Origin of the sequence: Mycolicibacterium celeriflavum (assembly GCF_010731795.1) — a bacterium.
Lineage (GTDB): Bacteria > Actinomycetota > Actinomycetes > Mycobacteriales > Mycobacteriaceae > Mycobacterium > Mycobacterium celeriflavum.
Genome location: NZ_AP022591.1, coordinates 910,493 through 935,314 on the forward strand (window position 1 = coordinate 910,493; position 24,822 = coordinate 935,314).

Annotated in this window: 23 protein-coding genes; 11 read left to right on the forward strand and 12 right to left on the reverse strand. The window is 65.5% G+C overall.

All coding sequences use genetic code 11. The features are described from left to right. Positions 1-4: 4 nt before the first annotated feature. On the reverse strand, positions 5-1,321 hold the full coding sequence (locus G6N18_RS04330; protein WP_109749503.1) for a lipocalin-like domain-containing protein: 1,317 nt from the start codon (positions 1,319-1,321) through the stop codon (positions 5-7). Positions 1,322-1,415: 94 nt separating this feature from the next. On the opposite strand from G6N18_RS04330, the gene G6N18_RS04335 reads away from it, so the two are divergent. Next, entirely contained in the window at positions 1,416-2,870 is a 1,455-nt protein-coding gene (locus tag G6N18_RS04335) for an aldehyde dehydrogenase (RefSeq protein WP_083004233.1), read from the forward strand. Here the strand turns inward: G6N18_RS04335 and G6N18_RS04340 are convergent. The 5 genes from G6N18_RS04340 to G6N18_RS04360 are packed head-to-tail and all read right to left on the reverse strand — an operon-like array spanning position 2,867 to position 6,931. Next, positions 2,867-3,268: a MaoC/PaaZ C-terminal domain-containing protein gene (locus G6N18_RS04340; RefSeq protein ID WP_067214160.1), complete on the reverse strand. Its 402-nt coding sequence runs from the start codon at positions 3,266-3,268 to the stop codon at positions 2,867-2,869. The genes G6N18_RS04335 and G6N18_RS04340 overlap by 4 nt on opposite strands. Positions 3,269-3,279: 11 nt before the next feature. Then, positions 3,280-3,753 (reverse strand): FAS1-like dehydratase domain-containing protein, encoded by a 474-nt coding sequence (locus G6N18_RS04345; protein WP_083004353.1) that lies wholly within the window; start codon positions 3,751-3,753, stop codon positions 3,280-3,282. 53 nt (positions 3,754-3,806) lie between these two features. Beyond that, the gene (locus G6N18_RS04350; protein WP_083004236.1) at positions 3,807-4,220 is read right to left on the reverse strand and encodes a nuclear transport factor 2 family protein; all 414 of its coding nucleotides are present in this window, start codon (positions 4,218-4,220) and stop codon (positions 3,807-3,809) included. 9 nt (positions 4,221-4,229) lie between these two features. After that, entirely contained in the window at positions 4,230-5,816 is a 1,587-nt protein-coding gene (locus G6N18_RS04355) for an AMP-binding protein (protein WP_083004240.1), read from the reverse strand. Then, a complete protein-coding gene (locus tag G6N18_RS04360) occupies positions 5,816-6,931 on the reverse strand; it encodes an aromatic ring-hydroxylating oxygenase subunit alpha (RefSeq protein WP_083004244.1) in 1,116 nt (371 codons plus the stop codon). The genes G6N18_RS04355 and G6N18_RS04360 overlap by 1 nt, the downstream gene beginning before the upstream one ends. Before the next feature lie 134 nt (positions 6,932-7,065). Between G6N18_RS04360 and G6N18_RS04365 the strand changes: the two genes are divergently transcribed. After that, positions 7,066-8,304 (forward strand): cytochrome P450, encoded by a 1,239-nt coding sequence (locus G6N18_RS04365; RefSeq protein ID WP_407663551.1) that lies wholly within the window; start codon positions 7,066-7,068, stop codon positions 8,302-8,304. Between the two features lies 1 nt (position 8,305). On the opposite strand, the gene G6N18_RS04370 is transcribed toward G6N18_RS04365, so the two are convergent. After that, the gene (locus G6N18_RS04370) at positions 8,306-10,639 is read right to left on the reverse strand and encodes a CaiB/BaiF CoA-transferase family protein (protein ID WP_083004247.1); all 2,334 of its coding nucleotides are present in this window, start codon (positions 10,637-10,639) and stop codon (positions 8,306-8,308) included. A gap of 74 nt (positions 10,640-10,713) precedes the next feature. Between G6N18_RS04370 and G6N18_RS04375 the strand changes: the two genes are divergently transcribed. Together G6N18_RS04375 and G6N18_RS04380 are read left to right on the forward strand one after the other, a co-directional pair. Beyond that, complete coding sequence (locus G6N18_RS04375; protein ID WP_083004251.1) at positions 10,714-11,523, forward strand: FadR/GntR family transcriptional regulator; 810 nt, start codon at positions 10,714-10,716, stop codon at positions 11,521-11,523. A gap of 10 nt (positions 11,524-11,533) precedes the next feature. After that, the gene (locus tag G6N18_RS04380) at positions 11,534-12,247 is read left to right on the forward strand and encodes an SDR family oxidoreductase (RefSeq protein WP_083004254.1); all 714 of its coding nucleotides are present in this window, start codon (positions 11,534-11,536) and stop codon (positions 12,245-12,247) included. Positions 12,248-12,297: 50 nt separating this feature from the next. Here G6N18_RS04380 and G6N18_RS04385 read toward each other — a convergent pair whose 3' ends face one another. From G6N18_RS04385 to G6N18_RS04395, 3 genes are read right to left on the reverse strand one after another with little or no spacing between them, the layout of a single operon-like run. Next, positions 12,298-13,434, reverse strand: a complete 1,137-nt coding sequence (locus G6N18_RS04385) for an amidohydrolase family protein (RefSeq protein ID WP_083004258.1) — start codon at positions 13,432-13,434, stop codon at positions 12,298-12,300. Further along, positions 13,431-14,522, reverse strand: a complete 1,092-nt coding sequence (locus G6N18_RS04390) for an amidohydrolase family protein (protein ID WP_083004260.1) — start codon at positions 14,520-14,522, stop codon at positions 13,431-13,433. Before G6N18_RS04390 ends, G6N18_RS04385 begins: the two co-directional genes overlap by 4 nt. Continuing rightward, the gene (locus tag G6N18_RS04395; protein WP_083004263.1) at positions 14,519-14,875 is read right to left on the reverse strand and encodes a Rieske (2Fe-2S) protein; all 357 of its coding nucleotides are present in this window, start codon (positions 14,873-14,875) and stop codon (positions 14,519-14,521) included. Before G6N18_RS04395 ends, G6N18_RS04390 begins: the two co-directional genes overlap by 4 nt. A gap of 86 nt (positions 14,876-14,961) precedes the next feature. Here G6N18_RS04395 and G6N18_RS04400 point away from each other — a divergent pair, with 86 nt between their 5' ends. Beyond that, positions 14,962-16,167 carry a cytochrome P450 gene (locus G6N18_RS04400; protein ID WP_083004267.1) on the forward strand — a complete coding sequence of 402 codons (1,206 nt, stop codon included), beginning with the start codon at positions 14,962-14,964 and terminating at the stop codon, positions 16,165-16,167. After that, positions 16,164-17,321: a Zn-dependent alcohol dehydrogenase gene (locus G6N18_RS04405; RefSeq protein ID WP_083004270.1), complete on the forward strand. Its 1,158-nt coding sequence runs from the start codon at positions 16,164-16,166 to the stop codon at positions 17,319-17,321. The genes G6N18_RS04400 and G6N18_RS04405 overlap by 4 nt, the downstream gene beginning before the upstream one ends. A 378-nt stretch (positions 17,322-17,699) precedes the next feature. On the opposite strand, the gene G6N18_RS04410 is transcribed toward G6N18_RS04405, so the two are convergent. Both G6N18_RS04410 and G6N18_RS04415 read right to left on the reverse strand, forming a co-directional pair. Continuing rightward, positions 17,700-18,902 carry a cytochrome P450 gene (locus G6N18_RS04410; protein WP_083004274.1) on the reverse strand — a complete coding sequence of 401 codons (1,203 nt, stop codon included), beginning with the start codon at positions 18,900-18,902 and terminating at the stop codon, positions 17,700-17,702. A gap of 10 nt (positions 18,903-18,912) precedes the next feature. Further along, positions 18,913-19,749 carry a mycofactocin-coupled SDR family oxidoreductase gene (locus tag G6N18_RS04415; RefSeq protein WP_067220160.1) on the reverse strand — a complete coding sequence of 279 codons (837 nt, stop codon included), beginning with the start codon at positions 19,747-19,749 and terminating at the stop codon, positions 18,913-18,915. A 54-nt stretch (positions 19,750-19,803) separates the two neighbouring features. On the opposite strand from G6N18_RS04415, the gene G6N18_RS04420 reads away from it, so the two are divergent. The 5 genes from G6N18_RS04420 to G6N18_RS04440 all read left to right on the forward strand — a co-directional run bounded on the left by G6N18_RS04420 (position 19,804) and on the right by G6N18_RS04440 (position 24,670). Then, entirely contained in the window at positions 19,804-20,400 is a 597-nt protein-coding gene (locus G6N18_RS04420; RefSeq protein ID WP_082949299.1) for a TetR/AcrR family transcriptional regulator, read from the forward strand. Between the two features lie 160 nt (positions 20,401-20,560). Then, a complete protein-coding gene (locus G6N18_RS04425) occupies positions 20,561-20,989 on the forward strand; it encodes an MmpS family transport accessory protein (protein ID WP_067220156.1) in 429 nt (142 codons plus the stop codon). After that, complete coding sequence (locus G6N18_RS04430; RefSeq protein WP_083004277.1) at positions 20,986-23,892, forward strand: MMPL/RND family transporter; 2,907 nt, start codon at positions 20,986-20,988, stop codon at positions 23,890-23,892. The genes G6N18_RS04425 and G6N18_RS04430 overlap by 4 nt, the downstream gene beginning before the upstream one ends. After that, entirely contained in the window at positions 23,889-24,233 is a 345-nt protein-coding gene (locus G6N18_RS04435; RefSeq protein WP_083004280.1) for a DUF732 domain-containing protein, read from the forward strand. Before G6N18_RS04430 ends, G6N18_RS04435 begins: the two co-directional genes overlap by 4 nt. Before the next feature lie 44 nt (positions 24,234-24,277). Continuing rightward, entirely contained in the window at positions 24,278-24,670 is a 393-nt protein-coding gene (locus G6N18_RS04440; RefSeq protein ID WP_083004359.1) for a DUF5078 domain-containing protein, read from the forward strand. The last annotated feature ends 152 nt before the right edge of the window (positions 24,671-24,822 follow it).

Sequence of the window (24,822 nt, forward strand, 5' to 3'; positions counted from 1 at the left end):
AAGGTCAGGACGACAGCGCCTCGACGAGGTCGTCGACGATCTGCGCGGTGCGCGGGTCAGCGCCGGGGCGAATCCGGCCGGTGAGATAGTCGATCGCCTCATCGCCGCGGCCCGAGTCGATCAATTCGCGAAGCGGCGCGACCGCGGATGGCCCCACCGCAGTGGCCAGCACGTCGATCAACTCCCAATCGCGGTAGAGCGCGAGCGACCGTTCGTAGAACGCGAATCCGCTCACCGGTTCGCCACGTAGCGTGCCGGTGTATCGAAACGGGCCCTCCATGTACTCCAGCGGCAGCGCATGCGCGGGTGCGGGAATCAGCGGCTCGCCGGTCAGGTCGAGGTCGAGCGCGCGCGACGTCAGCCGGTGCCGGTCGGGCAAATACCGAGCCGTGCGCGGCGGCGGCACCAGCGTCCGCACCGTCTCCGGCCAGCGCACGTAACCGTGCACCGCGACGTCGATGTCGTCGGCGTACTCGGGTGCGGCAGTGCCGTCGGGGAAACTGACGGTCGCACCGGAGAACGGTTGCAGCGCATTGTGTTTCGTGCGGTCGAACTGGTGCCAGATGCTGAGGTCGACGCCGTTGTCGAGGTTGATGGTGCGCCACTCGTGCGCGCGCCAGCGGATGTCACCGCCGGGACCGCCGGCGTTGGCCACCAGCGGGAACCACTGCCGGTCGACGTGGCCTGACGTACCCGAAACGCGTTCGGACACGGCTCCCCACGTCACTGTGCCCGTCATCGACATGCCGGTCTGGAAGTACGAATACGTGCCCGCCTGGCCGAAGCAGTCGATCCGACCGTTGTGCGCGGCGGCGCCCAGTGGCACCGGTGCCCGCGATGGCGTCACATGGAGCTTCACCCGCAGCGAATGGCCGGTCACCGGATCGGCGCCCACGAAATCGACATCGTAGGTGTAGGGCAGCAACTCGCCGCGAGCGTCGCGGCAGGTCTGCCACGACGCCGTGCCCGCTGTGCTGTCGTAGGTCATCCCGAGATGTCCCTCGGCCAGTGTCAGTTTCGCCCTCGCGCCCGGTGCCATGTTCGCCGGCGGCATGTCGTAGTCGGTGTAGGTCGCGTACACACCGGCGTCGAGGTCGAACACCGCGAGGGTGTAGAAGTCGGCGACAATCGACTCGCCCGGCCGGTTCTTGTTGACGATCGACAGGAACGCGAATCGCCGGCCGGACTCTGCGGTCAGCTCGCCGGCGAGAAACCAGGTGTCGGACTGGAAATCATGGTGGACGGCCTCGGCCGCGGGGAAATCGAGCTGCGGGTCACCGGCGACCATCGAGAAGGGATACCGACGCCAGTCCTGGCCCACCGTGTCCACTCCTCCTGGTTTTCTTGCTATGTTTGCATTAATAGCGACCTTAGCGGGCAGGCGGTCGCGCCGTGCCGGAACGGGAGGCGCAGTGATGAGATCTCTTGTCTACGATCGGCTTTTCCTCGGCGGGCGGTGGACGGAGCCGTCAACCGACCGGCGGCTTCCGGTCATCTCACCGCACACCGAGGAGCAGATCGGCGAGACGCCGGAGGCGGGTCCCGACGACGTCGACCGGGCGGTGGTGGCGGCCCGCACCGCATTCGACGAAGGCCCGTGGCCGCGGATGACCGTCGCGGACCGGATGGCGGTCATCGACAAGCTCGCGACCGTCTATGCCGCCCACACCGACGAGATGGCCGATCTCATCACCGCCGAGATGGGCTCACCACGCAGCTTCAGCAGGCTCGGTCAGGCGGTGGGAGCCGTCGCACAGATGCACCTGAACCTCGCGACGGCCCGGGACTATCCGTGGATCGAGCGCCGGCGTGGCTTGTTCGGCGACGTGCAGGTCCGCCGGGCGCCCGTCGGTGTGGTCGGCGCGATCGTGCCGTGGAACGTGCCGCAGTTCCTGATCATGCCGAAGATGATCCCGGCGCTGATCGCGGGCTGCACGGTCGTCGTGAAGCCCGCGCCCGAAACCCCGATCGATGCGATGTGGTTGGCCGAGATGCTGGAGGAGGTCGACCTGCCCGAGGGCGTGGTGTCGATCGTCCCGGGAGGCCGCGCGACGGGCGAGAGCCTGATCCGCCATCCGGGCGTCGACAAGATTTCCTTCACCGGGTCATCGGCGACCGGCAGGCACATCGCCGCGGTCTGCGGTGAACAGCTCAAACGGGTCAGCTTGGAACTGGGCGGCAAATCCGCGGCAATCATCCTCGACGACGCCGACATCGACCGCACCGTCAGCCATTTGAAGATGGCGAGCCTGATGAACAACGGTCAGGCCTGCGTCGCGCAGACCCGGATCCTGGTCAGTGAACAACGCCACGACGAGTTGGTCGCCGCGCTCGCCGACATGATGTCGGGCCTGCACGTGGGTGACCCCGCCGACGAGGCCACCGACGTCGGTCCATTGGTCGCGCAGCGCCAACAGCAACGGGTCCAGGGCTTCATCGAGGCGGGTCTCGACGAGGGCGCGCGAATGGTGTTGGGCGGCAACGACTCCCCCTTCGACCGCGGCTGGTACGTCCGGCCGACGCTGTTCGCCGACGCGACCAACGACATGCGGATCGCGCGCGAAGAGATCTTCGGCCCGGTGCTGACCGTGCTGAAATACTCCGACGAGAGCGACGCGGTGCGGATCGCCAACGACACCGACTACGGATTGGCGGGCTCCGTGTGGACCGCCGACGTCGCGCGCGGCCTCGAGATCGCCGCCCAGATCCGGACGGGCACATACGGAATCAACATGTACACCCTCGACACCACGATGCCCTTCGGCGGATTCAAACAGTCCGGCATCGGCCGGGAATTCGGCGCCGAGGGCCTGAGTGAGTACGTCGAACTGCAGACCACGGTGAGCGCCGACCCGCTGCCGCAGCCCTAGGCCGACAGCTCGAGGGTCACCTCGGCTGGACAGCACAACTCGCCGCGTTGGTTCGACACCGTGATCTCCAGGTCGACCAGCCGAGGCTCCCGCTTCGCGACGACACGGCCCCTGCCCACCATCGAGTCACCTGCATAGATCGAACCGAGCAGTGTGACCCGGCGCCGCACCACCCTGCTGCACGGCCCGGCCCAGTCCGTTGCGAGCCTGTCGACGAAGCCGGCGATGTGCATGGTGTTGACGAAGATCGTGGGATGGCCGTGCTGCCCGGCGTAGACCGGGTCGTAGTGCGCCGGAAAGTAATCCCATGTGGCGCCGGGGTTCATGACGACCCGTTGGTAGTCGATCGGATCGATCACCTCGGGCAGTTCCGTGGGCACCGTGACGTCGGCCCACATGAGGCTGCGTGTCACCGGTCGGCTCCGGGGGTGAAGCGGAACAGCGTGTTGCGGTTGACCGCGACCAGTGTGCCGTCCTGCCGGTGGAATTCGTCTCGGGTCTCGACGAAATGGCCGGCGCCCAAGCGCGTGTGCTTCTCCTCGGATACCGCCACCACCTCCTCGACGATGTGTAGGCGGTCACCCTCGACGATCGTGCAGGGGAAGTCGACTTCGTTGGAGGCGTTGATGAACGTGATGCCCGGCAAGGGGACGCGAATCGCGATCGACGACGTGGGTGGTTGGTCCGTCGGCAGCCACGGCGGCGGGATCAGCCAGCCCATGAGCAGCGCCGGCGGCGCGATCAGCCCACCCCACTGCCGCCGCGCGAATTCCTCATCCCAGTAGGACGGATTGCGGTCGCGAACCATCGCGGCGAAATGCTGGATGCGCGCGCCGCTCACGGCCGTTCCGGCGTACCTGGGTGCGGTGCGGGTGCCGACCATTCGCAACGCGTCCTCGTAGCACCCGAAGGCGAGGTCGTATCGGATGGGTCGCGTCACACCGGTAGCGCGCTCTCGCGGGGCGCCGAGTCCCAGACCAGCGCGCGCGAGGCGAAGTACCACCCGCCGCGCTCATAGACCAGCCGATCGGTGTAGCCGCCGGTGGCCTGTATGCCGTTGCCGTACAACAACAGCGCGACGCATCGCTGAGTCGCCTCCACGCCGTCGACCGTGATCTCGTGGTCGACGGTGATCAACCGCCGTCCGCCGCCGCCGTCGAACGCCTCCCGAAGATCGGCGAACGACCGGCCGTCACGGGTGTACGTCGCACCCGAATGCCGGAAGGTGGCAAGCCAACCGGCCGCGTCACCGTCGGTGAACAACCGGTTGTACCGGGCGTTCAGGTTGAGGATCGCCGCCGTCGCGGCCAACCCCTCCAGCACGAACTGTTGTTGGTAGGTCAGTGACACGTGTTCTCCTCACCTGCTCAGCGTGTAGCCGTTGGTCTCGCGGTCCCACGTGCGGGCGCCCACTCCCCGGTCGCGCAGCAGGTCCTTGCGCACCCGGCCGATCACATTCTTCGGGATCTCGGGCAGCACCTCCAGATAGCGCGGCACGCAGAAGTACGGCATCCGGTCGGCGCAGAAGTCGAGGAGGTCGACGAAATCGACTGTCGCGCCCGGCTTCAGCGACACCACCACGAGGATGTCATCCTCGCCCAGCTCGCTGGGCACCCCGACAGCCGCCGCGTCGGCCACGGCCGGATGGCCGAGCACCGTCTGTTCCACCTCGACCGACGAGACGTTCTCGCCTCGCCGACGCAGCGAGTCCTTGACGCGGTCGACGAACGTCAGTTGTCCGTCTACCAGGCGTCCGAGGTCACCGGTGCGAAACCAGTCGGGGTGAGGAGCAACGGTCACTCCACCGGGCGCGGACACCACATACCCCTCGCTCATCACATGCGCAGTCCGCGTCCGGCAGGTGATCTCGCCCACGGCGCCGTCGGGCACCGAACGCCCGTCGCTGTCGACGAGGCGTACCTTGAATGCCGGGTTGACCGTTCCCGAAGTACCCGGGACGCCCTCGTCCGAAACACTCTTGTAGGCAAGCGGGAATGCCTCGGTCAGGCCGTACATCGTCACGACGCGGCAGCGATATCTGTCCTCGATGGCGCGATACGAATCGGCGGGTATCGGGGCCGCCGAGATGAACCGCAGGCCCGTCTCGGCGTCGCTCGGATCTGCAGGCAGGTTCCACAGCATCGCCACCATCGCCCCGGCGCCCGCAAAACCCACCGCGCCACAGTCCCGGATCCGGTCCCATACCTCGGTCGGATGGAAGGCGTCGGCCAGCACGCTGGTGCCGCCCACCAGCATGGGCGCCAGCACGGTCGGCGCAGCGCTGAGATGGAACAGCGGCATCGCCGTCCAAATCACCTCACCTGCGCTGAATTCCCATGCCGCGGCCACCGTTGCGGCCGCAGTGAACAGGTAATGCCAGGTCGTGGCGACCGCCTTCGACGGACCCGTGGTACCGGAGGTGAAGAACAGCGCGCCGACGTCGTACGGCGCAGCAGGGGCCACCGCGGGCGCGGTGGTGCGGGCCCTGGCCAACTCCCTCGACAGCGAGTCGCCAACGGTGACAACAGTTGCGAGCGAGTCGATGTCGTCGGTCACGTCGGCGAGCAGGTGCGCTCGGTCGGTATCGGTGAGCACCAACGTGGCCCGCGACATCGCGAGCGCGTGGGACAGGTAGCCGCCCTTGCTCGCGGCGTTGACGGCTGCGACCACTGCGCCGATGCGGGCCGCCCCCAACCAGAAGTACACCCACTCCGGGCACGTCCCGGTGAACAGCGCGACGGTCTGGCCTGGCGCGACACCCCGGTCCAGTAGCACATGCGCTGCCGCGCAGGACCGGTCCCGCATCTGCGCGAAAGTCACGGGCTCATCGGCGATCGACATCATCACCCGGTCGCCGAACTGCCCTGCCCGGCGATCGAGCACGTCGGGCACCGCGAAACGCTCGACGCCGAACATCGCCGGCTCGGCCGCCGGGTCGCCAGGCATCACACCCCTGCTGCGGCCGGATCGGGTTGACCGTCAGCGGTGTAACCGAAGTCCGTGGCCGCCGGCTGCGTGCCGGGATAAAACCTGTGCGCCCACCGCCGCAGCGCGGCGTAGTCGTGCGCCTCCTCCGGCGCCAGATTCGGCTTCTCCAGGTACTTCATGTTCTCCCACGTGAAAAAGTCCTGTTTGATGACCTCCTGCTGCAACTGCAGGAACTTCGCGGCTCGGCCCGTCGGCACCTCACCGCTGTCACCCGGTTCGCGGATCGACGCCTGTGTGTAGAAGTAGTCGGTGTAGTCCTCGTCGACCGGCGTCTGCCCGGTCACTTGCACGGTCGCCACCAGCTCCGAGGGGAAGCGGACCACGCCGAGGCCCAGCGAGTAGTTGTCGTAGACGATCTTGGCGTCCACCGGCCCGTTCGGCGTCAGCCACGTCTTCGCCCGTCCCCCACCGAAATTCGCGTTCACCGTCGCGTGCAGGTGGTAGCCGGACACCTCGAACGACGCGGTGTTGGCCGGATTGGCGGCCTTGTGCACGTATTGCACGTGGTAAGGGTCCGCCGCGTTCTCGATGATCATCTGAGCGTGCACCTTGACCCGGTTCACCATGCGGGTGTGTGGATGCAGCGGGTAATACTCGCCGGTCTCGAGTTCCGGCAGCACGGGCGGCTGCCAATACGGCGCGCGGCCGTGCCGCTCGTGCCACACCAGAATGAAGCCGTACCACTCCGTGCACGGATAGGTCCTGACGCGGACGTTCTGCTTGCAGCCGATCTTGCTGTACGGGATGAGTGCGTTGGTGCCGTCGCCGCGCCACTGCCATCCGTGCCACGGACAGACGATGTGCTCGCCCTCGACAGTGCCGCCCACACCCATGTTGGCGCCCAGATGCAGACAGTAGGCGTCGAGCACGTTGACTCGTCCGGATGCGGTGCGGAAGATCACCAACTCTTCGCCGAAGTAATGGGCGCGCTTGACCTGCCCCGGCGCCAGGTCGGAGGCGAAGCCGACGATGAACCATCCGGTCGGGAAGCGGTAGGTCGACAGGCTGATACCGCTGGGGCCGAATTCGCGTTCGGACGGATCGAGGGTGGGGTCATCGACCGTTTCCGTCATACCAACTCCGTCCACGCTCGCAACAGCCCACGTCAGCGGGTCCGCCCGTTGCCTATTTTTACTATTTTAGGCATTCTAGGTCAAGCAAGCCCAGCGACGATCGCAGGCGGGCAGACGAGGAGCACCGAGGACCCATGCCGATGACAGCTTCGGTCGATCTGTCTGATCCGGCGTTGTGGCAGAACGGGTTTCCCGACGACCTCTTCGCTGAGCTGCGGCGGGAGCGGCCCGTCTTCCACCACGACGCCACCGACGGGGTGATGGCGACGGTCAAGCGCGATTTCTGGATGACGACCAGGCTGCGGCACGCGCAGCGCATCCACCGCGACACCGACTCGTTCACCGCGACCGACGGGCCGCTCATTCAGGGTGTCGGCGTCGTCGGCTCGTTCCCGACGATCATCAACATGGATCCGCCGGATCTGCTGAAGCGGCGACGGGTGATGTCGCACGCCTTCACTCCGAAGGCCATCGGCAAGCTCGAGGACGGAATCCGCACGCGCGCAGCCGCATTGATCGACGAGCTGCTGGCCGCCGGGGGTGGTGACTGGATCGGCGACGTCGCCGACGTGCTCCCGATGTCGGTGATCGGCGACATCATCGGCATCCCCGAGGGCGATCGCCCGGAGATCTTCGACACCTTCGACCGGATCTTGAGGGCCAATTCGCCCGGGTCGACGATGACTGAACAGGAACAACTCGACCTGTTCGGCCGGATCTTCGCCTATGCGCTCGAACTGACCGCGGACAAGCGTCGCGACCCGGCCGACGACATCTGGAGCACGCTGGCAACCGCCGTTGTCACCGACGAGAACGGCGAGCGGCTCTCGATCCCCGCCAATGAGCTGGAGATCTTCTTCTTCGTCATCGCGTTCGCCGGCAGCGACACCACGAAGAACGCGCTGGCGTACGGGCTGCGTGCATTCGTCGACAATCCCGAGCAGATCGACCGGTACAGGACCGACGAATCGGTGCGCCGGACCGCGGTCGAAGAGGTGCTGCGGTGGGCGACGCCGGTGGCGTTCTGGACCCGCACCACCACAGCCGACGTGCAGATGGACGGTGTCACGATTCCGGCCGGCGAACGGGTGGTGTCGATGCTGAGATCGGCCAACCGCGACGAGGACGCGTTCGCCGACCCGTTCACCTTCGACATCGGCCGCTCGGAAAACCCCCACGTGGCGTTCGGAGGGGGCGGACCGCACCACTGCCTCGGTGCGATGCTCGCCCGCGCCGAGATCCGCGCGGTGCTCGACGAGTTGTTGTGCCGCGCCGACGACATTTCGCTCGGCCCGGCCACGGCGACCTACCCGAACCTGACCAACAACATGACGATCTTCGACGCGATGCCGATCTCACTGCGGGCGCGTTGAATCAAAGTCCTTTCGGGCGGGTGCCTATCACGCCCTGGGCGGACAGCCGTTGCAGGTCGGCGTGAGTGAGCCCGCAGATCTCGGTCAGCACCTCGGTGTTGTGCTCGCCGAGCGTCGGCGGTGTGCGTTGCAGCCAGCGGTCAGCGCCTGCAAACCGGGTGAAAGGCGGACAGGGATAGAGGTTCACGCCGGTGCTGCAATGCTCGAGCGATTCGAAGAATCCGCGGTGCCGCAGTTGCGGGTTCTCGGTCACCAGCGTCGGAGAGATCACCACCGCCGCCGGGATGCCGCCCGCGGCAAGCTGTTCGACGGCGTCGGGGGCGCCCTGGGTGGCCAGCCAGGCCTCGAGAGCGGTGCCTCCGGTGATATCGGCGATCGCTGCGCGATGTGCGTCGCTGCAGACCGCGACGGCGACCCACTCGTCCTCCCCCGCGCACCGGTAGACGTCCTGCTGCGCCGAACCGTGGCCCCGGTTGCCGCGGCGCTGCATCAGCTGCCCGTACACTTCGAATTCGATTGTCTGCACAGCGGTTACGTTGAGCACTGTCTCGATCATCGGCACCTCGAGAAGCTGGCCGCGGCCCGTGCGTCCGGTGAAGTCCAAGGCGGCGAGCAACGCGAATGCGGCATGCGCCCCGGCCAGAGGATCGCACGCGCCGCGCGGCGCGACGGGCGGACCGTCGGGCAGTCCGGTCACCCACGCCAGCCCCGCGATCTGCTCCATCGTCGGGGCGAAGCCCACGCGGTCCCGCCACGGCCCGGTCAGCCCGAACGCCGGCATCCGCATCATGACCAGGCGTGGGTTGAGATCGAGCAGCACCTGCGCGCCGAGGCCGAACTGCTCCATCACGCGCGGCGAGAAGTTCTCGACCACGGCGTCGGCGTCGCTGATCAGTTGCTTGACCAACTGCAGGCCCTCGTCGGACTGCAGGTCGAGGGTGACGGACCGCTTATTGGTGTTCATGGCGTGGAAGACCCACCCGTACTCCCACCAGTCATCGACGTCGCGGCGCATGCCACCCGAGTAGCGGATGCCGTCGGGGCGCTGAATCGACTCGATCTTGATCACGTCGGCGCCGAACGCCGCCAGCGCGTGGGTTGCCGCGGGTCCGGCCCAGAACGCGGTGAAGTCGACGATGCGCATGCCGCTGAGCGGCAGACCGGCCGCACGTGGTTCGCCGTGATCCCTTGGCTTCCACAATGTTTCACCGTCAGCTTCGCCGATTCCCGGTGCCGGGCGAATCGGCGCCGCAGCTGCCTGCGACATCAACCACGGTGGCCGCGGTTGGCGGAAGCCGGCCGGGTTGTCGATGTACACCCCGCGCTGCACGAAGTGGTCCATGTGCGGGATGGTCGCGCCGTCGCCGATCGGCGCGAGCGGGATCCGGAACAGCTGGCCGAGTTCGACGATCTCGTCCACGGTGCGCTCGCGCAGCCATGGGCCGATGCGCTCGCGGATCCAGTCCCGGTAGTCCCAGCGGCCGATCTGGAATTGCAGCTGGTCGATCTCGGTCAGCTCGGGGCATTCCACCATCGCGGCGAAGTCGAGCCACTGCTGGCCGGTGACCATGCTGATCCCGACGTAGCCGTCCTTGGCGGGTTCGATCGATGGCACCTCGACCGAGCGCCGGATGGGTGGGACACGCAACAGCGCCGAATGCAGCCACTCGCCGCTCTGCATCAGCGTCACCGCTTCGAGCATCGACATGTCGAGGTGGCCGCCGGCGCCGCCGCTGCGCACCCTTCGCCACAGCGCCAGCGCCGCGAACGCCGCCCACGCTCCGCCCATGTACTCCCCCACGTCGCCACCGATCGAGATCGGCGGCCCGGCCGGATCTCCGCGGAATCCCGTGAGTCCCGAGGCCGCCTGCAGCGTGAACTCCGTCGCAGGGCGTGCAGACCACGGTCCGGTCCAGCCGAAATCGGAGATCGTGACGACGACACAGCCCGGTGACTCCTGCAACAGCCTGCCGGGATCGATGTCTCGCCGGCGCGCGGCAGCGCGGTCCGCGGTCAGCACCAGCACGTCTGCACCCATCTTCAGGTCGTCGGAAAGCTTTGTAACACTGCGCTTTCCGGCGTTCAGGTAACTGAACAGCGGCGAATCGGATCCGTCCGGATTCGCGCCGGTTACCGAGACGCGGCGCAGCGGGTCCCCGTCGGGGGGTTCGACCTTGACGACTTCGGCGCCCGCGTCGGTGAGGAGTTTGCCGCAGTACGCGCCGGCGATCCGGTCGCTGATCTCGACGACCCGAAGACCGTCCAGCGGGGTGGGTGCTGCCTCGCCCACAGACTCCTCCAATTCCACGGCCGCTGACGCGCGTTTCTTTGCCATCTTAGTAACTATTGGCAGTTGGCGATCCGGTACGCCCCAGGTGACGGGCTTGTCACTGTTAACATTGCCAAGTCATGACAACACTGGGAATCGGCCCCGAGGCGCGGCGGCGGCTGGGATCGCGCAGAACCGCAGAGATCGTCGCCGACGAGCTTCGCCGCCAGATCATCGAGGGTGAACTCACCGACGGTGACCTGTTGCCGCGCCAGGAGATCCTCGTCGAGCAGTTCAACGTGAGCCTGGTGTCGTTGCGAGAAGCATTGCGAATCCTGGAGACCGAGGGGCTGGTTTCGGTCCGGCGAGGTAACCGCGGCGGTGCCGTCGTACATGCTCCGGCCAAGGCCAGCGCGGCCTACATGCTGGGACTGTTGTTGCAGAGCGATTACGTGCCGCTCGCCGACCTCGGCACGGCGCTTCAGGAACTCGACCCGATGTGCGCGGCGCTTGCGGCGCGCCATCCTGACCGTGGAAAGTCGTTGATTCCGAAACTGAAGGAACTCAACGACGCCATGGCCGAGCACATCGAGGACGGCGCACGGTTCACCGAGATCGGTGGTCAGTTCCACGACGAGATCGTGCGCGGCTGCGGCAATCACACGATGATCGCAGTGGTTGGCAGCCTCGAAACACTGTGGACCGGTCACCTGAACTGGTGGGCCGAGGAAACCGCCGCCAAGGGCGAGTACCCCTCGTTGGGCAAGCGCCGCATCGCGTTGAGCGTGCACACCAAAATCACCGATGCCATCCAGGCTGGCGACGCGGAGCGGGCTCGTAAGCTGGCCGCACGCCACGTCGCCGACACGCAGACCTATCTGCTCGAGGGCGACCCCGAACAGCGGATCGTCGCACTGTCGCCGCAGGCGCTCGCGCAGCGCCAGCGCTGAAAGGTGCGCTGTGCGAACGGCACTCATCACCGGCGGTAGCGGCGGTATCGGCAAAGCCTGCGGGCAAGCCTTGGTCGAGCGTGGCTATGACGTCGTCCTGACGGCCAGACGGGAGGCGCCGTTGCGGGCCGCCGCCGAGGAGATGGGTGCGCGGTACGTCGTCGCCGATGCCAGCCAGCCATCGACGTTCGAGCCCGCGGTCGACGCGGCCGGCGACATCGACCTGCTGGTGCACGCGTCCGGAATCCTGGGCGGCACGTACGCCCGCAAGCAGACCTTCGACCAGTGGCGGGCAACGATTTCGGCCAACCTCGACTCGTGTTTCGTGGTGAGCTCCGCTGTCCTACCTCAGATGAGGGCCGGCTCTAGGCTCGTGTTCATCTCATCGTCGGCGGCACACGAGCCGATGCGGGCCCGCACCGCCTACTCGGCGGCGAAGGCAGGGATGAACGCGTTCGCAGGTGCACTCGCCCAAGAGGTCGATCGCGACGGCATCAACGTGCACATCGTCACACCCGGCCCGGTCGAAACCGAGATGCTGCAGGACGTGCCGTTCGAGATGTATGCGATCCGGGCTGCCGACGTGGCGAACGCGGTGGCCTGGCTCGATACGCTCGACCCGTCCGTCGACGTGCCCGAGATCCGTCTGAACGCGGTCACCCGTGGGCCATCGGCGCGACCGCCGGTGGTGCCGCTGGAGGTACAGCGCCGCGCCGTCAAGTGATTTCGGTGCGCTATCGATCGATGAGCGACCATTTGCGCACCGAAATCGCCTCAAAGTTCGCCGGGCAGCGCCTTGACCGTCGACGGCAGGCCATAGAGCGCGGTCGCGTTGCCGCGCATGATCCGCTCGCGCTGGTCGGCGGGGAACCTCTTGATCGCCCAGTCCGGTGAGTCGTAACTCCAGTGCGGATAGTCGGTCGAGAACATCAGATTGTCACCGAGATCCATCATCTCCAGGTACTCGCGGTAGACCCGGGTGTTGACCTCCTCGAGCGGTTGTGTCGTGAACCGGACATGCTCGCGGACGTAGTCTGACGGTGAGCGTTTGACATGAGGCAGGTCAGCCTTGCGCTGTTCCCAGATCCGGTCCATCCGCCACATCACCGGCAGCGCCCAGGTGAATCCGCCCTCGACGAACACCACCCGCAGGTCCGGATGTCGGTCGAACGCACCGTCGAAGACCAGGCTCATCAGATGCGACACATACAGCAGCGGCCATGACGCGAAGAAGTCGTGCCAGTGCGCCGGGTTCCCGACCGGATAGATCGGGACCAGCTCGAACGGCGTCTGGCCCATCAGGTGGGTGGCGACCGGTAGTCCGTGGCGCGTAGCTGCTGCGTACAGCGGATCGAAATGTGAGGTGCCGAAGGGGATTCCGCGGGTCTGCGGGGTGATCAGCACCTCGGCCATGTAGGGATGACCGGCCCATCGGTCGATCTCGCGGGCCGCGGCATGCGGATCCTGCGCGGTCACGCTGATGGCGCCCCGCCACCGCGCATGCCAGTTGTTGTCCGACAGCCACACATCGGCCAGCCAGTCGTTGTGGGCGGCCTTGAGCACGTGTTCGGCCTGCGGCAGCTGCGCATCACACATCGGCTCCAGCACGGCAATGCTCACCCCGGCGTCCACCAACAACTGCTGGGCGGCGAAATCGGGATCGCTGCCGGCGACGCCGCCGCCGGGCGGGTTCGCATCGACACGCAACGACATCGTCTTGTACGAGTCCGGAGTGTCGTAGAAGTGGGCGAGCGGTGAGACGGCATTTCCCGTCGGCCACAACTTGTCCCGCCACTTCGCCGGCGCATAGGTCTTCAGCACGTCGGCGGAGACGGGAAGCGGATGCACGTCGGTGTCGACGATGCTCACCGCGATGTCCTGGGCGACGGGCGGCCGCTCGATCGTTGTCATTTGAGACGCCCCTCCACCTGGGGTTCGAGCGCGTACAGGTCAGCGGCGTTGCGCCACAACATTTTTTCGCGCTGCTGATCGTTGAGACCGGCCACCGCCACCTCCGGCCCGACCGCCGACCAGTGCGGGTAGCTCGACCCGTACATCAGCAGTTCCGCCTTGTCGGTGAAGTCCAGCCAGCGCCGGGCGTGCTCCGCGTCGGTGGGCCCGTCGAACGCAGACGAGCAGAACCGCACGTGGTCGGGTAGGTACTCGCTGGGATAGCGGTCCACCCACGGGGTCTGGTCGCGCATCGACATCCAGAACGTGTCGAGGCGCCACATCAGCGGCGTGAGGACGTCGTAGCCGCCGTCGGTGAACACGAACTTCAGCCCGGGGTGCCGACCGAACATCCCCTCGACGATCAGCGTCGCGAGGTGGACGAAGTAGTTCAGCGGCATGAACGCCGCATATCCGGGGTAGGTGTGGGCGTGGCCGGCGAACGTCGGGGCGTGGTCGACGCCGTTGCCGCCGTTGATGTGCACCGCGACCGGCAGGCCGTGTGCTGCCGCAGCCTCCCAGATCGGCTCGAACATGGGCTTGCCGTACGGTTCGCGCGACTGCAGCGGGACACCGATCTGGACCATCTTCGGATGCTCCGCCAGCCGTTCGATCTCCGTGACAGCGCCCTTGACGTCCTCCGGGTTGACCCGGATGGTGCCGCGGAACCGGCCGCTGGTGTCCGGTTCGAGCCAGCGGTCGAGCAGCCAGTCATTGACCGCCGCGCAGATGCGGCTGTTGAGCAGATAGTCGGCGATGTTGCCACGGGTCAACGGATTCAAGATGGCGACGTCGACGCCGCCTTCGTCGAACAGGTGCCGGGCGACGGTCTCGGGATCCGAGGCCGGATATCCGTTGCCGTACAGGTCAGTTCGATAGTCTCCGCCGGGAGCCTGGTACCACTGCTGCTCGACGTCGGGGATGGCGCGCAGCTTGTGCGGGGCCGCGAGATACTGGCGGATCTCGGCGTTGTACCGGAAATGCGGCTGCACTGAAGTGTCGATAACCGGAGTATCGATGACGGGAGTGTCGATGACGGGAGTGCTCATGCGATGAGGTACACCTGCCCGTCGTCGACGTCGACCTGATACGTGCGGACCCGCTTGCTGGGATCGGCGACGTTGACACCAGTGGTGATGTCGAACTCCCACTGATGCCACGGGCAGCGGGCGATCTGGCCCTCGCGCACGTGCCGGATGCCGTCGGGCATATCCGGCGCGTATTCGGTGGTACCGCTGATGTATCCCTCGCACAACGGGGCGCCCTCGTGCGAGCAGTAGTTCGCGATCGCATACAGCGAGCCGCCGATGTTGTACACGCCCACGCCGAACTGGCCCGCCGGCACCAACTTCATGCTCCCGGGCGGCAGGTCCTCGATCGCACACACCGCGCGGCGCCGCATCACATCCCCTCGGCTTCCTTGACCTAGAATACCTAAAATAGTAAAGATAGCCGCAGAGAGCCGCTATCTGCTGCCTGGGAGGCACGGTGACGATCAGCACCGATTCGAACGACCAGCTCGCCCCCGACGTGGCCACCGATCCCTACGGCTTTTTCGAGTACATGCGCAACAGGTCCCCGGTGTGGCGCGGAACGCTCATGGAGAGCGACCTGATGCCGCCCGAACTCAAGGTCTCCGAGAACTGGGTGCTGTTCGACTTCGAGAGCGTCTTCACCGCTTTCCGCGAGGACACCGTGTTCGCCTCCGAGATGTACAACAACACGATCGGGCTCGTGTTCGGGCCGACGATCCTCGGCATGCACGGCAAACAGCATCATGACCACCGCAGCCTGGTATCGAAGGCCTTCCGGCAGAGCGCGCTCGCGCAGTGGGAACCCGAAGTGATCGACCCGATATGCGACCAACTGGTCGACGAGTTCGCCGACGACGGCGAGGTCGACCTGATCAAGGCGGTGACGTTCGAGTTTCCCACCCGCGTCACGGCCGCACTGCTCGGCCTGCCGCAGGACGACCTGGACATGTTCCGCCGACTCTCACTGGACCTGATCTCGATCACCGAGGACATCGAGGCCGGGCTGAACGCCTCGGTCGAACTGGGCACCTACTTCCAGGAACAGGTCGACCAGCGTCGCCGCACGATGACCGACGACGTTATCGGTGACCTCGTCGGCGCGGAGATCGACGGCGAGAAGCTGACCGACGAGGCGATCATCTCCTTCCTGCGGCTGCTGTTGCCGGCAGGACTGGAGACGACGTATCGCTCGTCGAGCAACCTGTTGGCGTTACTGCTCACCCACCCCGATCAACTCGAAGCGCTTGCGTCGAATCGCGATCTGATCCCGGCGGCCATCGAGGAGGGCATCCGGTTTGAGACGCCGCTTGTGTTGGTGGCGCGCAACACCACTCGCGACGTCGAGATGCACGGCGTGACCATCCCCGAGGGCGCGCAGGTCAACCTGTGCATGGGTTCGGCGAACCGCGACGCGAAGCGCTGGGACAACCCGGATGTGTTCGACATCCATCGGCCCCGCCGCGCACACATTTCGTTCGCCGGTGGCATCCACAGTTGTCTGGGCATGCACCTCGCGCGGGTGGAGACCCGTGCGATGCTCAACAGCCTTTTCGACCGCGTGACCGACCTCGAGCTACTCGAAGACGAGGACACCAAGATCACCGGCATGCCGTTCCGCTCCCCCAAGCATCTGCCGGTGACATTCCGTCGAGCCTCATGAGAAGTCGCGCGGCGATCCTGCACGACATGGGTCAGCAGTGGTCCGTCGAGGACTTCGAATTGGACCCGCCGAAGGCCGGCGAGGTGCTCGTGGAGATGGCCGCCGCAGGGCTGTGCCATTCGGACGAACACATTCGTAACGGCGACATGTCGGCGTCCAACGAAGTCATGGCCGCGTACGGCCTGCCGTCGATGTTTCCGCTGATCGGCGGTCACGAGGGCGCCGGCGTCGTCCTCGAAACCGGGGAGGACGTCATCGATTTCGCGCCGGGCGACCATGTCGTGACGTCGTTCGTCGCGGTGTGTGGCCGCTGCCGATGGTGCAATTCCGGCATGGAGTACATCTGCGACATGGGCGCACAGGTGATGGTTCCCGGTATGCCGACCGACGGTACCTTTCGTCACCACACCGCCGACGGCCGCCAACTCGGCCATCTGTCGAAGGTTGGCGCCTTCTCGAAACACACTGTCGTTTCGACGGATTCGATTATCAAGATCCCGCAGCATCTGCCGTTGCTGCCGATGGCGCTGCTGTCCTGCGGGATTCCGACCGGATACGGCTCGGCCGAGAACCGTGCTCGGGTGCGGACCGGCGATACCGTCGTGGTCATCGGCGTCGGGGGCATCGGAACCGGAGCGCTTCAGGGTGCGCGGATCAACGGCGCCGCACAGATCATCGCCGTGGACCCGGTCGAGTTCAAGCAGAAGTCGGCGCTGAAGTTCGGTGCGACACACAGCGCGGCGACGACTGACGAGGCAGGCGACCTACTCAGTGAACTGACAGCCGGCGTCATGGCCGACTGCGTCATTCTCTCGCCCTCGTTGATCACCAAACACGATGTGCAGGCCGCGCTGAGCTTGACGCGCAAGGGCGGGACTTGCGTATTGACGGGGATGACCAAGCAGACCACCGGTTCCATCGCGATCAACTTGCAGGAGTTCATCCTCTGGAACAAGAACCTCGTCGGCACGGTGTTCGGGTCATGCAACCCGAGGGTCGACATACCCAGGTTTGCGCGGCTTTACGAGGCCGGTCTGCTGCAACTCGACGAGATGATCACCCGCCGCTACCGGCTCGACGACATCAACGACGGCTACCACGACCAGCGCAACGGTGAAATCATCCGCGGCGTCATCGACTTCAGCCTGGGCTGAGCCTCGCCGAGATCGACGAAATGGCGGATTTTGGCCGTACTTTTCCGCCAAAACGTCCGTTTCGGCGTAGCCGGCTGGGTCCGGACCGGCCGCTAGTACTGGCCGAGGGGGCGGCACACGTTCGTGACCGGATTCCAATACTCTCCGGGCGCGCAGGCGAGCGGGGTCGTCGCCACCGGTCCTCGACAGGTATTCGCTACGGGATCCCACCACCCGTTCGGGCAATTGAGCGGTTGCGCCGATCCCGATCCCGACATCACGAGGGACAAAGCCGCGAGGGGAGCAGCGGCGGCGGTCAAGACCATCGAACGCCGAATGATCGTCTTCATGCGTCGAGCTTGCCCCGAACCAGGTCGTCCCAAACTGCCGGACCGACCTTCACGGCAGCACCACGTCCAGTCGCTCCCAGCCGCGAACCGTGGACGTCGGCGCGAGTTGGGCGGTGTCGTAGTCGATGTCCCACTCCGGCCACCGGTTGAGCAACTCGTCGAGCGCGACGCGGCCCTCCAGGCGGGCGAGGTTGGCGCCCAGGCAGTAGTGCACGCCCTTGCCGAACGTGATGTGGCTGATGTTGTCGCGGTGGATGTCGAAGACGTCCGGGCGGTCGTAGCGGCGCGGATCGCGGTTGGCCGACCCGAACATCAGAAGGATCGCGCTGCCCGCCGGCACGACGCGTCCGTGTGCTTCGAAATCCCGTGTCACCAAACGGGCGACATTGTGACCGGTCGGCTCGAACCGCAATGTCTCGTCGACCACGCGTGGCAGCAATGACCGGTCCCGCACCACTTCCCGACGCTGCTCGGGGTGCTCTGCGAGCACCTTCGCGAGCCAACCGATGAGCCGCCCGGTGGTCTCATTGCCCGCGCCCGCGACGACCTGCGTGTAGTGCAGGATTTCCCTGCGGGTGAGCTTGCGCGTCACGCCGTTCTCATCGGTGAACTCGACGTTGAGTAGCGCGGTCATCAGATCGTCGGAGGGGTTCTTGGCGCGCCAGTCGACGTAATCGGCGTAGATGCTGCCGTCGGCGATCTTGTCCGCCCGCACCACCTTCATCGGTGAGCCGGGCTTGGTGCGCAGGCTGGCGTCGTTGGCATCGCGGACCGATACCTGCTCCGATTCGGGGATGCCGAGCAGCATCCCGATGACCCGCATAGGCATCATCGACGCCAGTTCGGCGATGATGTCGAACCGGTCGGCACCCACCAGCGGGTTCAGGCAGTTGACGCAGTATCGCCGGATCTGGTCCTCGATTTCGGCCATCCGTCGCGGGGTGAACACCCGCGACATGAGGCCGCGCAGCATCGTGTGGACCGGCGGATCCTCCATCATCATCACGCCTTTGGGCATGTCGAACTCCGACTGGATGAGTTCGAGGATGTCGCCTCGGCTGTTGGAGAAGGTCTGCCAGTCGAGCAGCGCCCGTTCGACGTCCCCGTGTCGGGACAGCGCCCAGAAGTCGTAATGCTCGTTGTGGTAGAGCGGCGCTTCGTCCCGCAGCCGCGCGTACGTGGGGTACGGGTCGGCGACGATGTCCACCCGGTACGGGTCGTAATAGACAGCAGGGTCGTCGATGACGGTCATCGTCTCTCCCCTATTTCAGACAGCTGCCGGCGTCGACGGGCAGCGGAACGCCTGTGATGTAACGGGATTCGTCCGAGGCGAGGAACAGCACCGCGTTGCTGATGTCCTCGGCCTCGACCCACGGGATCGGCAGCATGTGGAACGTCTGACAGATCGGCGCGAGGTCGTCGGGCCCAGGCTTTTCCAGGTCGGGGCGAAACATCCGATACGTCTTTTCGTTCATCAGCAGCGGCGTGTTGACGTGGGTGGGATGGACCGAGTTCACCCGAATCGAGTGCTGGCCGAGCTCGACGGCGAACGTCCGCATCAGGCCGACCACACCGTGTTTGGCGGCGGTGTAGTGCCCGGTGTGCGGATAGGCCTTCAGACCGGCAACCGAGCTCGTCAACACAATGGATCCGCCGCGCCCGCCGGCCAGCAGGTGCGGGACGCCGGCCTTCACCGACTTCCACACCCCGGCGAGGTTGACGTCGATCATCTCCCGCCAGGTTTCTTCGGCGAGCTTGTGCAGTTTCGTGCCGACGGTTCCGATACCGGCGTTCGCGATGACGATGTCGAGACGGCCCAGTTGCTCGACGCCATCGTCGACGGCCGCCTTGAGGGCGTCGAAGTCACAGACGTCGACCTGCGCGGTGACGATCCGCCGATCGAGGTTCTTGACCATGTCGGCGGTTTCGGCGAGGTCCTGCGGAGTGGACCCTTCCGCCGGCGAACCCTCGAACGCCCGGCACACGTCGACGGCGATGATGTCGGCGCCCTCCTGTGCCAACCGCACCGCGTGGCTGCGGCCCTGGCCCCGTGCCGCGCCGGTGACGAATGCGACCTTTCCCTCTACCCGACCAGCCATCGCCGCCGCTCCCCTCACTTGTTTGGGCGATCGCCCAACATCTAGGCTGGCGCCATGTCTAGCAGCCCGGTCGGCGACCGGTCAAGGGGTGGCCGCGAGTCGGCGACTCGATCGGCGCTGATCGAGGCGACCGCCCAGGTCATGCTGGAAGAGGGTTACGCTGCGGCCACCTCCCGGCGGGTCGCGGCCAAGGCGGGCGTGAAGCCCGCGCTCGTGCACTATTACTTCCCGAGCATGGACGATCTGTTCCTTGCGGTGCTGCGGGAAGGTGCGGAGGCCAACCTGGCGCGCCAGCGTGAGGCGGTGGCCGCCCACGAACCCCTTCACGCGTTATGGCGGCTCAACAGCACCCACGGCGCGCGGTTGTTCATGGAGTTCATGGCCCTGGCCAACCACCGCAAGGCCATCCGCAGTGAGATCGCCGCATACGCCGAGCGTTTCGGCATCGTCGAAGAGGACGTCGTGGCGGAGGCGATGAAGGCGCACGGCGCAGACGTGGAGGCATTCCCCCCGATAGTGATGTCTATGATCGTCACGAGCCTCGCCCGGATCGTGCTGCTCGAACGGGGCCTCGGCATTACCCGGGGTCACGCCGAGGCCGAAGCATTCATCGAGCGCTACCTGGATCGCTTCGAAACCAAGTCATTGTGACCTGGGCCACAGCGCCGACGCGGTGGTGACCAGCAGCACGATGACTTGAGTTAACCTGGGGCTCAGTGAGAACTTATACGGGCTAAGTTACGCACAGCGCATGCACAGCGATGAATACGACTTGAGGGCGGATATGGGTTGCACCGGGCGGGGACGGTAGATGTTCCGACTTGCTAGAAAGGTCTGGCTCCCGATCGTCATCATCGTCGTGGTGACCATCGCCGGGTTCACCGTCAGCCGCATCCGCACCTTTTTCGGTGCCGAGGGCATCATCGTCACCCCCCGGGTGTTCGCCGACGATCCCGAGCCGTTCGACCCGAAAGTCATCAAGTACGAGATTTTCGGGACGGGCTCGTATGCGGACATCAACTATCTGGATCTCGATGCGAGACCGCAACGAATCGACGGCGCGTCGCTGCCGTGGTCGCTGACGTTGCAGACCACGGCGCCGTCGGCGGCGCCCAACATCGTCGCCCAGGGCGACGGCACCAGCATCACGTGCCGGATCACCGTCGATGACGAAGTCAAAGACGAAAGAACCTCCACCGGCGTGAGCGCCCAAACCTTCTGCTTTGTGAAGTCCGCATGAGCACCCCGACGAACGAGACTCCCACGGACGCCTTCCCGCCCGTCCGGCACGCCAAGCGACCGTTCATCCCGCGCACCATCCGGCTGTTCGCGATCCCGATCATCATCGGCTGGGTTGTGCTAATCGCAATAGTCAATGTGACTGTGCCGCAATTGGAGACGGTCGGCCAGATGCGCGCCGTCTCGATGAGCCCGGACTCCGCGCCGTCGATGATCGCGATGAAACGCGTCGGCAAGGTCTTCGAGGAGTACGACTCCGACAGCTCGGCGATGATCGTGCTCGAGGGCGAGCAGCCCCTCGGGGAGGATACCCGCGCCTTCTACGACCAGATGATCGACAAGCTCGAGGCCGACACGAAGCACGTCCAGAGCGTTCAGGACTTCTGGAGTGATCCGCTGACCGCGTCCGGCGCGCAGAGCAGCGACGGCAAGGCCGCCTACGTCCAGGTCTACCTGTCGGGTAACCAGGGTGAGGCGCTGGCCAACGAGTCGGTCGAAGCGGTGCAGGAGATCGTCGCCGGGATGGAGCCGCCACCGGGTGTGAAGGCCTTCGTGACCGGTCCGGCGGCGCTCGCGGCCGACCAGCACATCGCCGGCGACCGCAGCATGCGGATGATCGAAGCGCTCACGTTCACCGTGATCATCGTGATGCTGCTACTGGTCTACCGGTCGATCATCACGGTGGTGCTGACGCTCGTGATGGTCGTGCTGCAGTTGTCCGCCGCCCGCGGCGTGGTGGCGTTCCTCGGGTACCACGAGATCATCGGGCTCTCGACGTTCGCCACCAACCTCCTCGTCACATTGGCGATCGCCGCAGGAACCGACTATGCGATCTTCTTGACGGGCCGCTATCAGGAGGCCCGCGGCGCCGGGGAGGATCGAGAGTCCTCCTACTACACGATGTTCCACGGGACCGCGCACGTGGTGCTCGGCTCCGGTCTGACGATCGCGGGCGCGTTGTTCTGCCTGAGCTTCACCCGGCTGCCCTACTTCCAGACCATGGGTGTACCGCTGGCCATCGGCATGGTCACATCGGTTCTCGCGGCGCTGACGCTCGGGCCCGCGATCATCAGCATCGCAAGCAGATTCGGCAAAGTGCTCGAGCCAAAGCGGGCGATGCGCGTGCGTGGCTGGCGCAAGATCGGTGCGGCGGTTGTGCGCTGGCCCGGACCGATCCTGGTCGCGACGGTCGCGCTGTCTCTGGTGGGTCTGCTCGCCCTGCCCGGCTATCGCACCAACTACAACGACCGGAACTACCTGCCCCCCGACCTGCCCGCCAACCAGGGTTACGCAGCCGCGGACCGGCACTTTTCGCCGGCCCGGATGAACCCGGAACTGCTGATGATCGAAACCGATCACGACCTGCGCAATTCAGCGGACTTCCTGGTGATCGACAAGATCGCCAAAGCGGTGTTCCGGGTACCGGGGATCTCCCGGGTGCAGGCCATCACCCGGCCTGACGGTAAGCCGATCGAGCACACCTCGATTCCGTTCCAGATCAGCATGCAGGGCACCACCCAGCAGATGAACCAGAAGTACCTGCAGGACCGGATGGCCGACATGCTCGTGCAGGCCGACGAGATGTCCAAGACCATCGAGAACATGGAGCGGATGTCGGCGCTCACCGAGGAGATGGCGGCCACCACGCACAGCATGGTCACCAAGATGAAGGACATGACTGTCGATGTGGCCGAATTGCGGGACCACATCGCCAATTTCGACGATTTCTTCCGGCCGATCCGCAACTACTTCTACTGGGAACCGCACTGCTTCAACATCCCGATCTGCTGGGCGTTCCGGTCGGTCTTCGACACCCTCGACGGCATCAACACGATGACCGACGACATCGAGAACCTCCTGCCCGACATGGAACGGCTGGACAAGTTGATGCCGCAGATGGTCACGCTGATGCCGCCGATGATCGACACCATGAAGACGATGCGCCAGATGATGTTGACCATGTACTCCTCGCAGAAGGGCCTGCAGGATCAGATGGCCGCGATGCAGGAGAACTCGACCGCCATGGGCGACGCGTTCGACGCATCGATGAACGACGACTCCTTCTATCTGCCGCCCGAAGTCTTCGACAACGAAGAGTTCAAGAAGGGGATGGAGAACTTCATTTCGCCGGACGGCAAGTCGGTGCGCTTCATCATCGCCCACGACGGCGATCCGATGACACCGGAAGGCATCGCGAGGATCGACGCGATCAAAAAGGCCGCCAAGGAAGCCATCAAGGGCACACCGCTGGAGGGCTCGACGATCTACCTCGCCGGCACCGCCGCCGTCTACAAGGACATGTCCGACGGCAACAACTACGACCTGATGATCGCGGCGATCCTGGCGCTGGCGTTGATCTTCACGATCATGCTCATCCTGACCCGGGCCGTGGTCGCTGCCGCGGTCATCGTCGGCACCGTGGTGATCTCGCTGGCAGCCTCGTTCGGCTTGTCGATTCTGATTTGGCAGCACATCCTCGGTATCGAACTGCACTGGATGGTGATGGCGATGGCGGTCATCATCCTGTTGGCGGTCGGCGCCGACTACAACCTGCTACTGGTGTCACGCCTCAAAGAGGAACTGCATGCGGGGGTCAGGACCGGCATCATCCGTGCGATGGGCGGCAGCGGTTCCGTCGTGACATCGGCCGGCCTGGTGTTCGCGTTCACCATGATGTCGATGGCGGTCAGCGAACTCACAGTAATCGGACAAGTCGGAACCACCATCGGACTGGGCCTGTTGTTCGATACTCTTGTCATCCGGGCATTCATGACGCCGTCCATCGCGGCGCTCATGGGTAAGTGGTTCTGGTGGCCACAGCGGGTACGAGAACGGCCGGTGCCCGTACCGTGGCCCAGAACCAGAGAACTGACGCCGTCCGGTCCAGAAGGAGCCCAGTCATGAAGAGACTGATCGTCGGAGTTGCCACCGCAGCGGCGGCGTTGATGTTGGCGGTGCCCGCACAGGCGGACCCAGACACCGACTTCACCAACGAGCTGCACACCTACGGCATCTACGGGCAAAAGGACTACAACGCCTGGATGGGCAAGATCACCTGTAAGCGGCAGCGCAAGGGGCTCGACAAGGATGCGTTCGCGTCGGCAAACTTCGTCCGCGACCAATTGCCGCGGAGTCAGAACAGCACGGAGCAGAGTTGGAAGTTCCTGGCTGGGGCACTGCGCTTCTACTGCCCTGACCTGCTGCCGATCTTGGACCAAGCACGCGATCAAGGAGTTGTGCAGTGATTCGTAAAGCGACCATCGCGTTGGCCACCTTCGGCTGCGCGGCGATGATCTTCCCGGGCGCCGCGGCCGCAGACGCCACCGACGACTACCCGATCCCGAACCGGATCATGAGGACCACCTGCACGGTCGACCAGTACATGGCGGCCGTTCGCGATCAGGACCCGTTCTACTACGAGCGGTACATGATCGATTACAAGAACAGGCCGCTCGATGTCCAGAAGGGCGCCCGCGACCGGATCTACTGGTTCTTCTCGTTGGACTACGCGGGCCGGCGTCAGTACTCGGAGAACACCGCCACGAATGTTTTCTACGAGCAGATGGCGACCCGGTGGGGGAACTGGGCCAAGCTGTTCTTCAACAACAAGGGCGTCGTCGCGCATGCAACCGAGGTGTGCATGAACTACCCGCCGAGCCAGCCCGAAGTCTGGAACTGGTAGCCGCACTCAACGCCGACTCAGGCCAGCCCGCCGAACAGCCGGGCTCTGTTCGCCTGGATTGGTTAACCAAGCTGAGTAGTTCGCTGGCGAGACGGATTCGACTACCGGTTCGACGCTGCGATCTGGTAGGACTAAGGCAGTCCTAACAACCA

Bases quoted from the DNA above. Each gene is read 5' to 3' on its own strand.
- G6N18_RS04370 (WP_083004247.1), bottom strand. From the start codon at position 10,639: ATGGCAAAGAAACGCGCGTCAGCGGCCGTGGAATTGGAGGAGTCTGTG.
- G6N18_RS04430 (WP_083004277.1), top strand. From the start codon at position 20,986: ATGAGCACCCCGACGAACGAGACTCCCACGGACGCCTTCCCGCCCGTC.
- G6N18_RS04365 (WP_407663551.1), top strand. From the start codon at position 7,066: ATGCCGATGACAGCTTCGGTCGATCTGTCTGATCCGGCGTTGTGGCAG.
- G6N18_RS04340 (WP_067214160.1), bottom strand. From the start codon at position 3,268: ATGTGGGCCGACGTCACGGTGCCCACGGAACTGCCCGAGGTGATCGAT.
- G6N18_RS04420 (WP_082949299.1), top strand. From the start codon at position 19,804: ATGTCTAGCAGCCCGGTCGGCGACCGGTCAAGGGGTGGCCGCGAGTCG.
- G6N18_RS04345 (WP_083004353.1), bottom strand. From the start codon at position 3,753: ATGGTCGGCACCCGCACCGCACCCAGGTACGCCGGAACGGCCGTGAGC.
- G6N18_RS04425 (WP_067220156.1), top strand. From the start codon at position 20,561: ATGTTCCGACTTGCTAGAAAGGTCTGGCTCCCGATCGTCATCATCGTC.
- G6N18_RS04395 (WP_083004263.1), bottom strand. From the start codon at position 14,875: ATGCGGCGCCGCGCGGTGTGTGCGATCGAGGACCTGCCGCCCGGGAGC.
- G6N18_RS04390 (WP_083004260.1), bottom strand. From the start codon at position 14,522: ATGAGCACTCCCGTCATCGACACTCCCGTCATCGATACTCCGGTTATC.
- G6N18_RS04440 (WP_083004359.1), top strand. From the start codon at position 24,278: ATGATCTTCCCGGGCGCCGCGGCCGCAGACGCCACCGACGACTACCCG.
- G6N18_RS04405 (WP_083004270.1), top strand. From the start codon at position 16,164: ATGAGAAGTCGCGCGGCGATCCTGCACGACATGGGTCAGCAGTGGTCC.
- G6N18_RS04415 (WP_067220160.1), bottom strand. From the start codon at position 19,749: ATGGCTGGTCGGGTAGAGGGAAAGGTCGCATTCGTCACCGGCGCGGCA.
- G6N18_RS04355 (WP_083004240.1), bottom strand. From the start codon at position 5,816: ATGCCTGGCGACCCGGCGGCCGAGCCGGCGATGTTCGGCGTCGAGCGT.
- G6N18_RS04385 (WP_083004258.1), bottom strand. From the start codon at position 13,434: ATGACAACGATCGAGCGGCCGCCCGTCGCCCAGGACATCGCGGTGAGC.
- G6N18_RS04410 (WP_083004274.1), bottom strand. From the start codon at position 18,902: ATGACCGTCATCGACGACCCTGCTGTCTATTACGACCCGTACCGGGTG.
- G6N18_RS04335 (WP_083004233.1), top strand. From the start codon at position 1,416: ATGAGATCTCTTGTCTACGATCGGCTTTTCCTCGGCGGGCGGTGGACG.
- G6N18_RS04360 (WP_083004244.1), bottom strand. From the start codon at position 6,931: ATGACGGAAACGGTCGATGACCCCACCCTCGATCCGTCCGAACGCGAA.
- G6N18_RS04375 (WP_083004251.1), top strand. From the start codon at position 10,714: ATGACAACACTGGGAATCGGCCCCGAGGCGCGGCGGCGGCTGGGATCG.
- G6N18_RS04435 (WP_083004280.1), top strand. From the start codon at position 23,889: ATGAAGAGACTGATCGTCGGAGTTGCCACCGCAGCGGCGGCGTTGATG.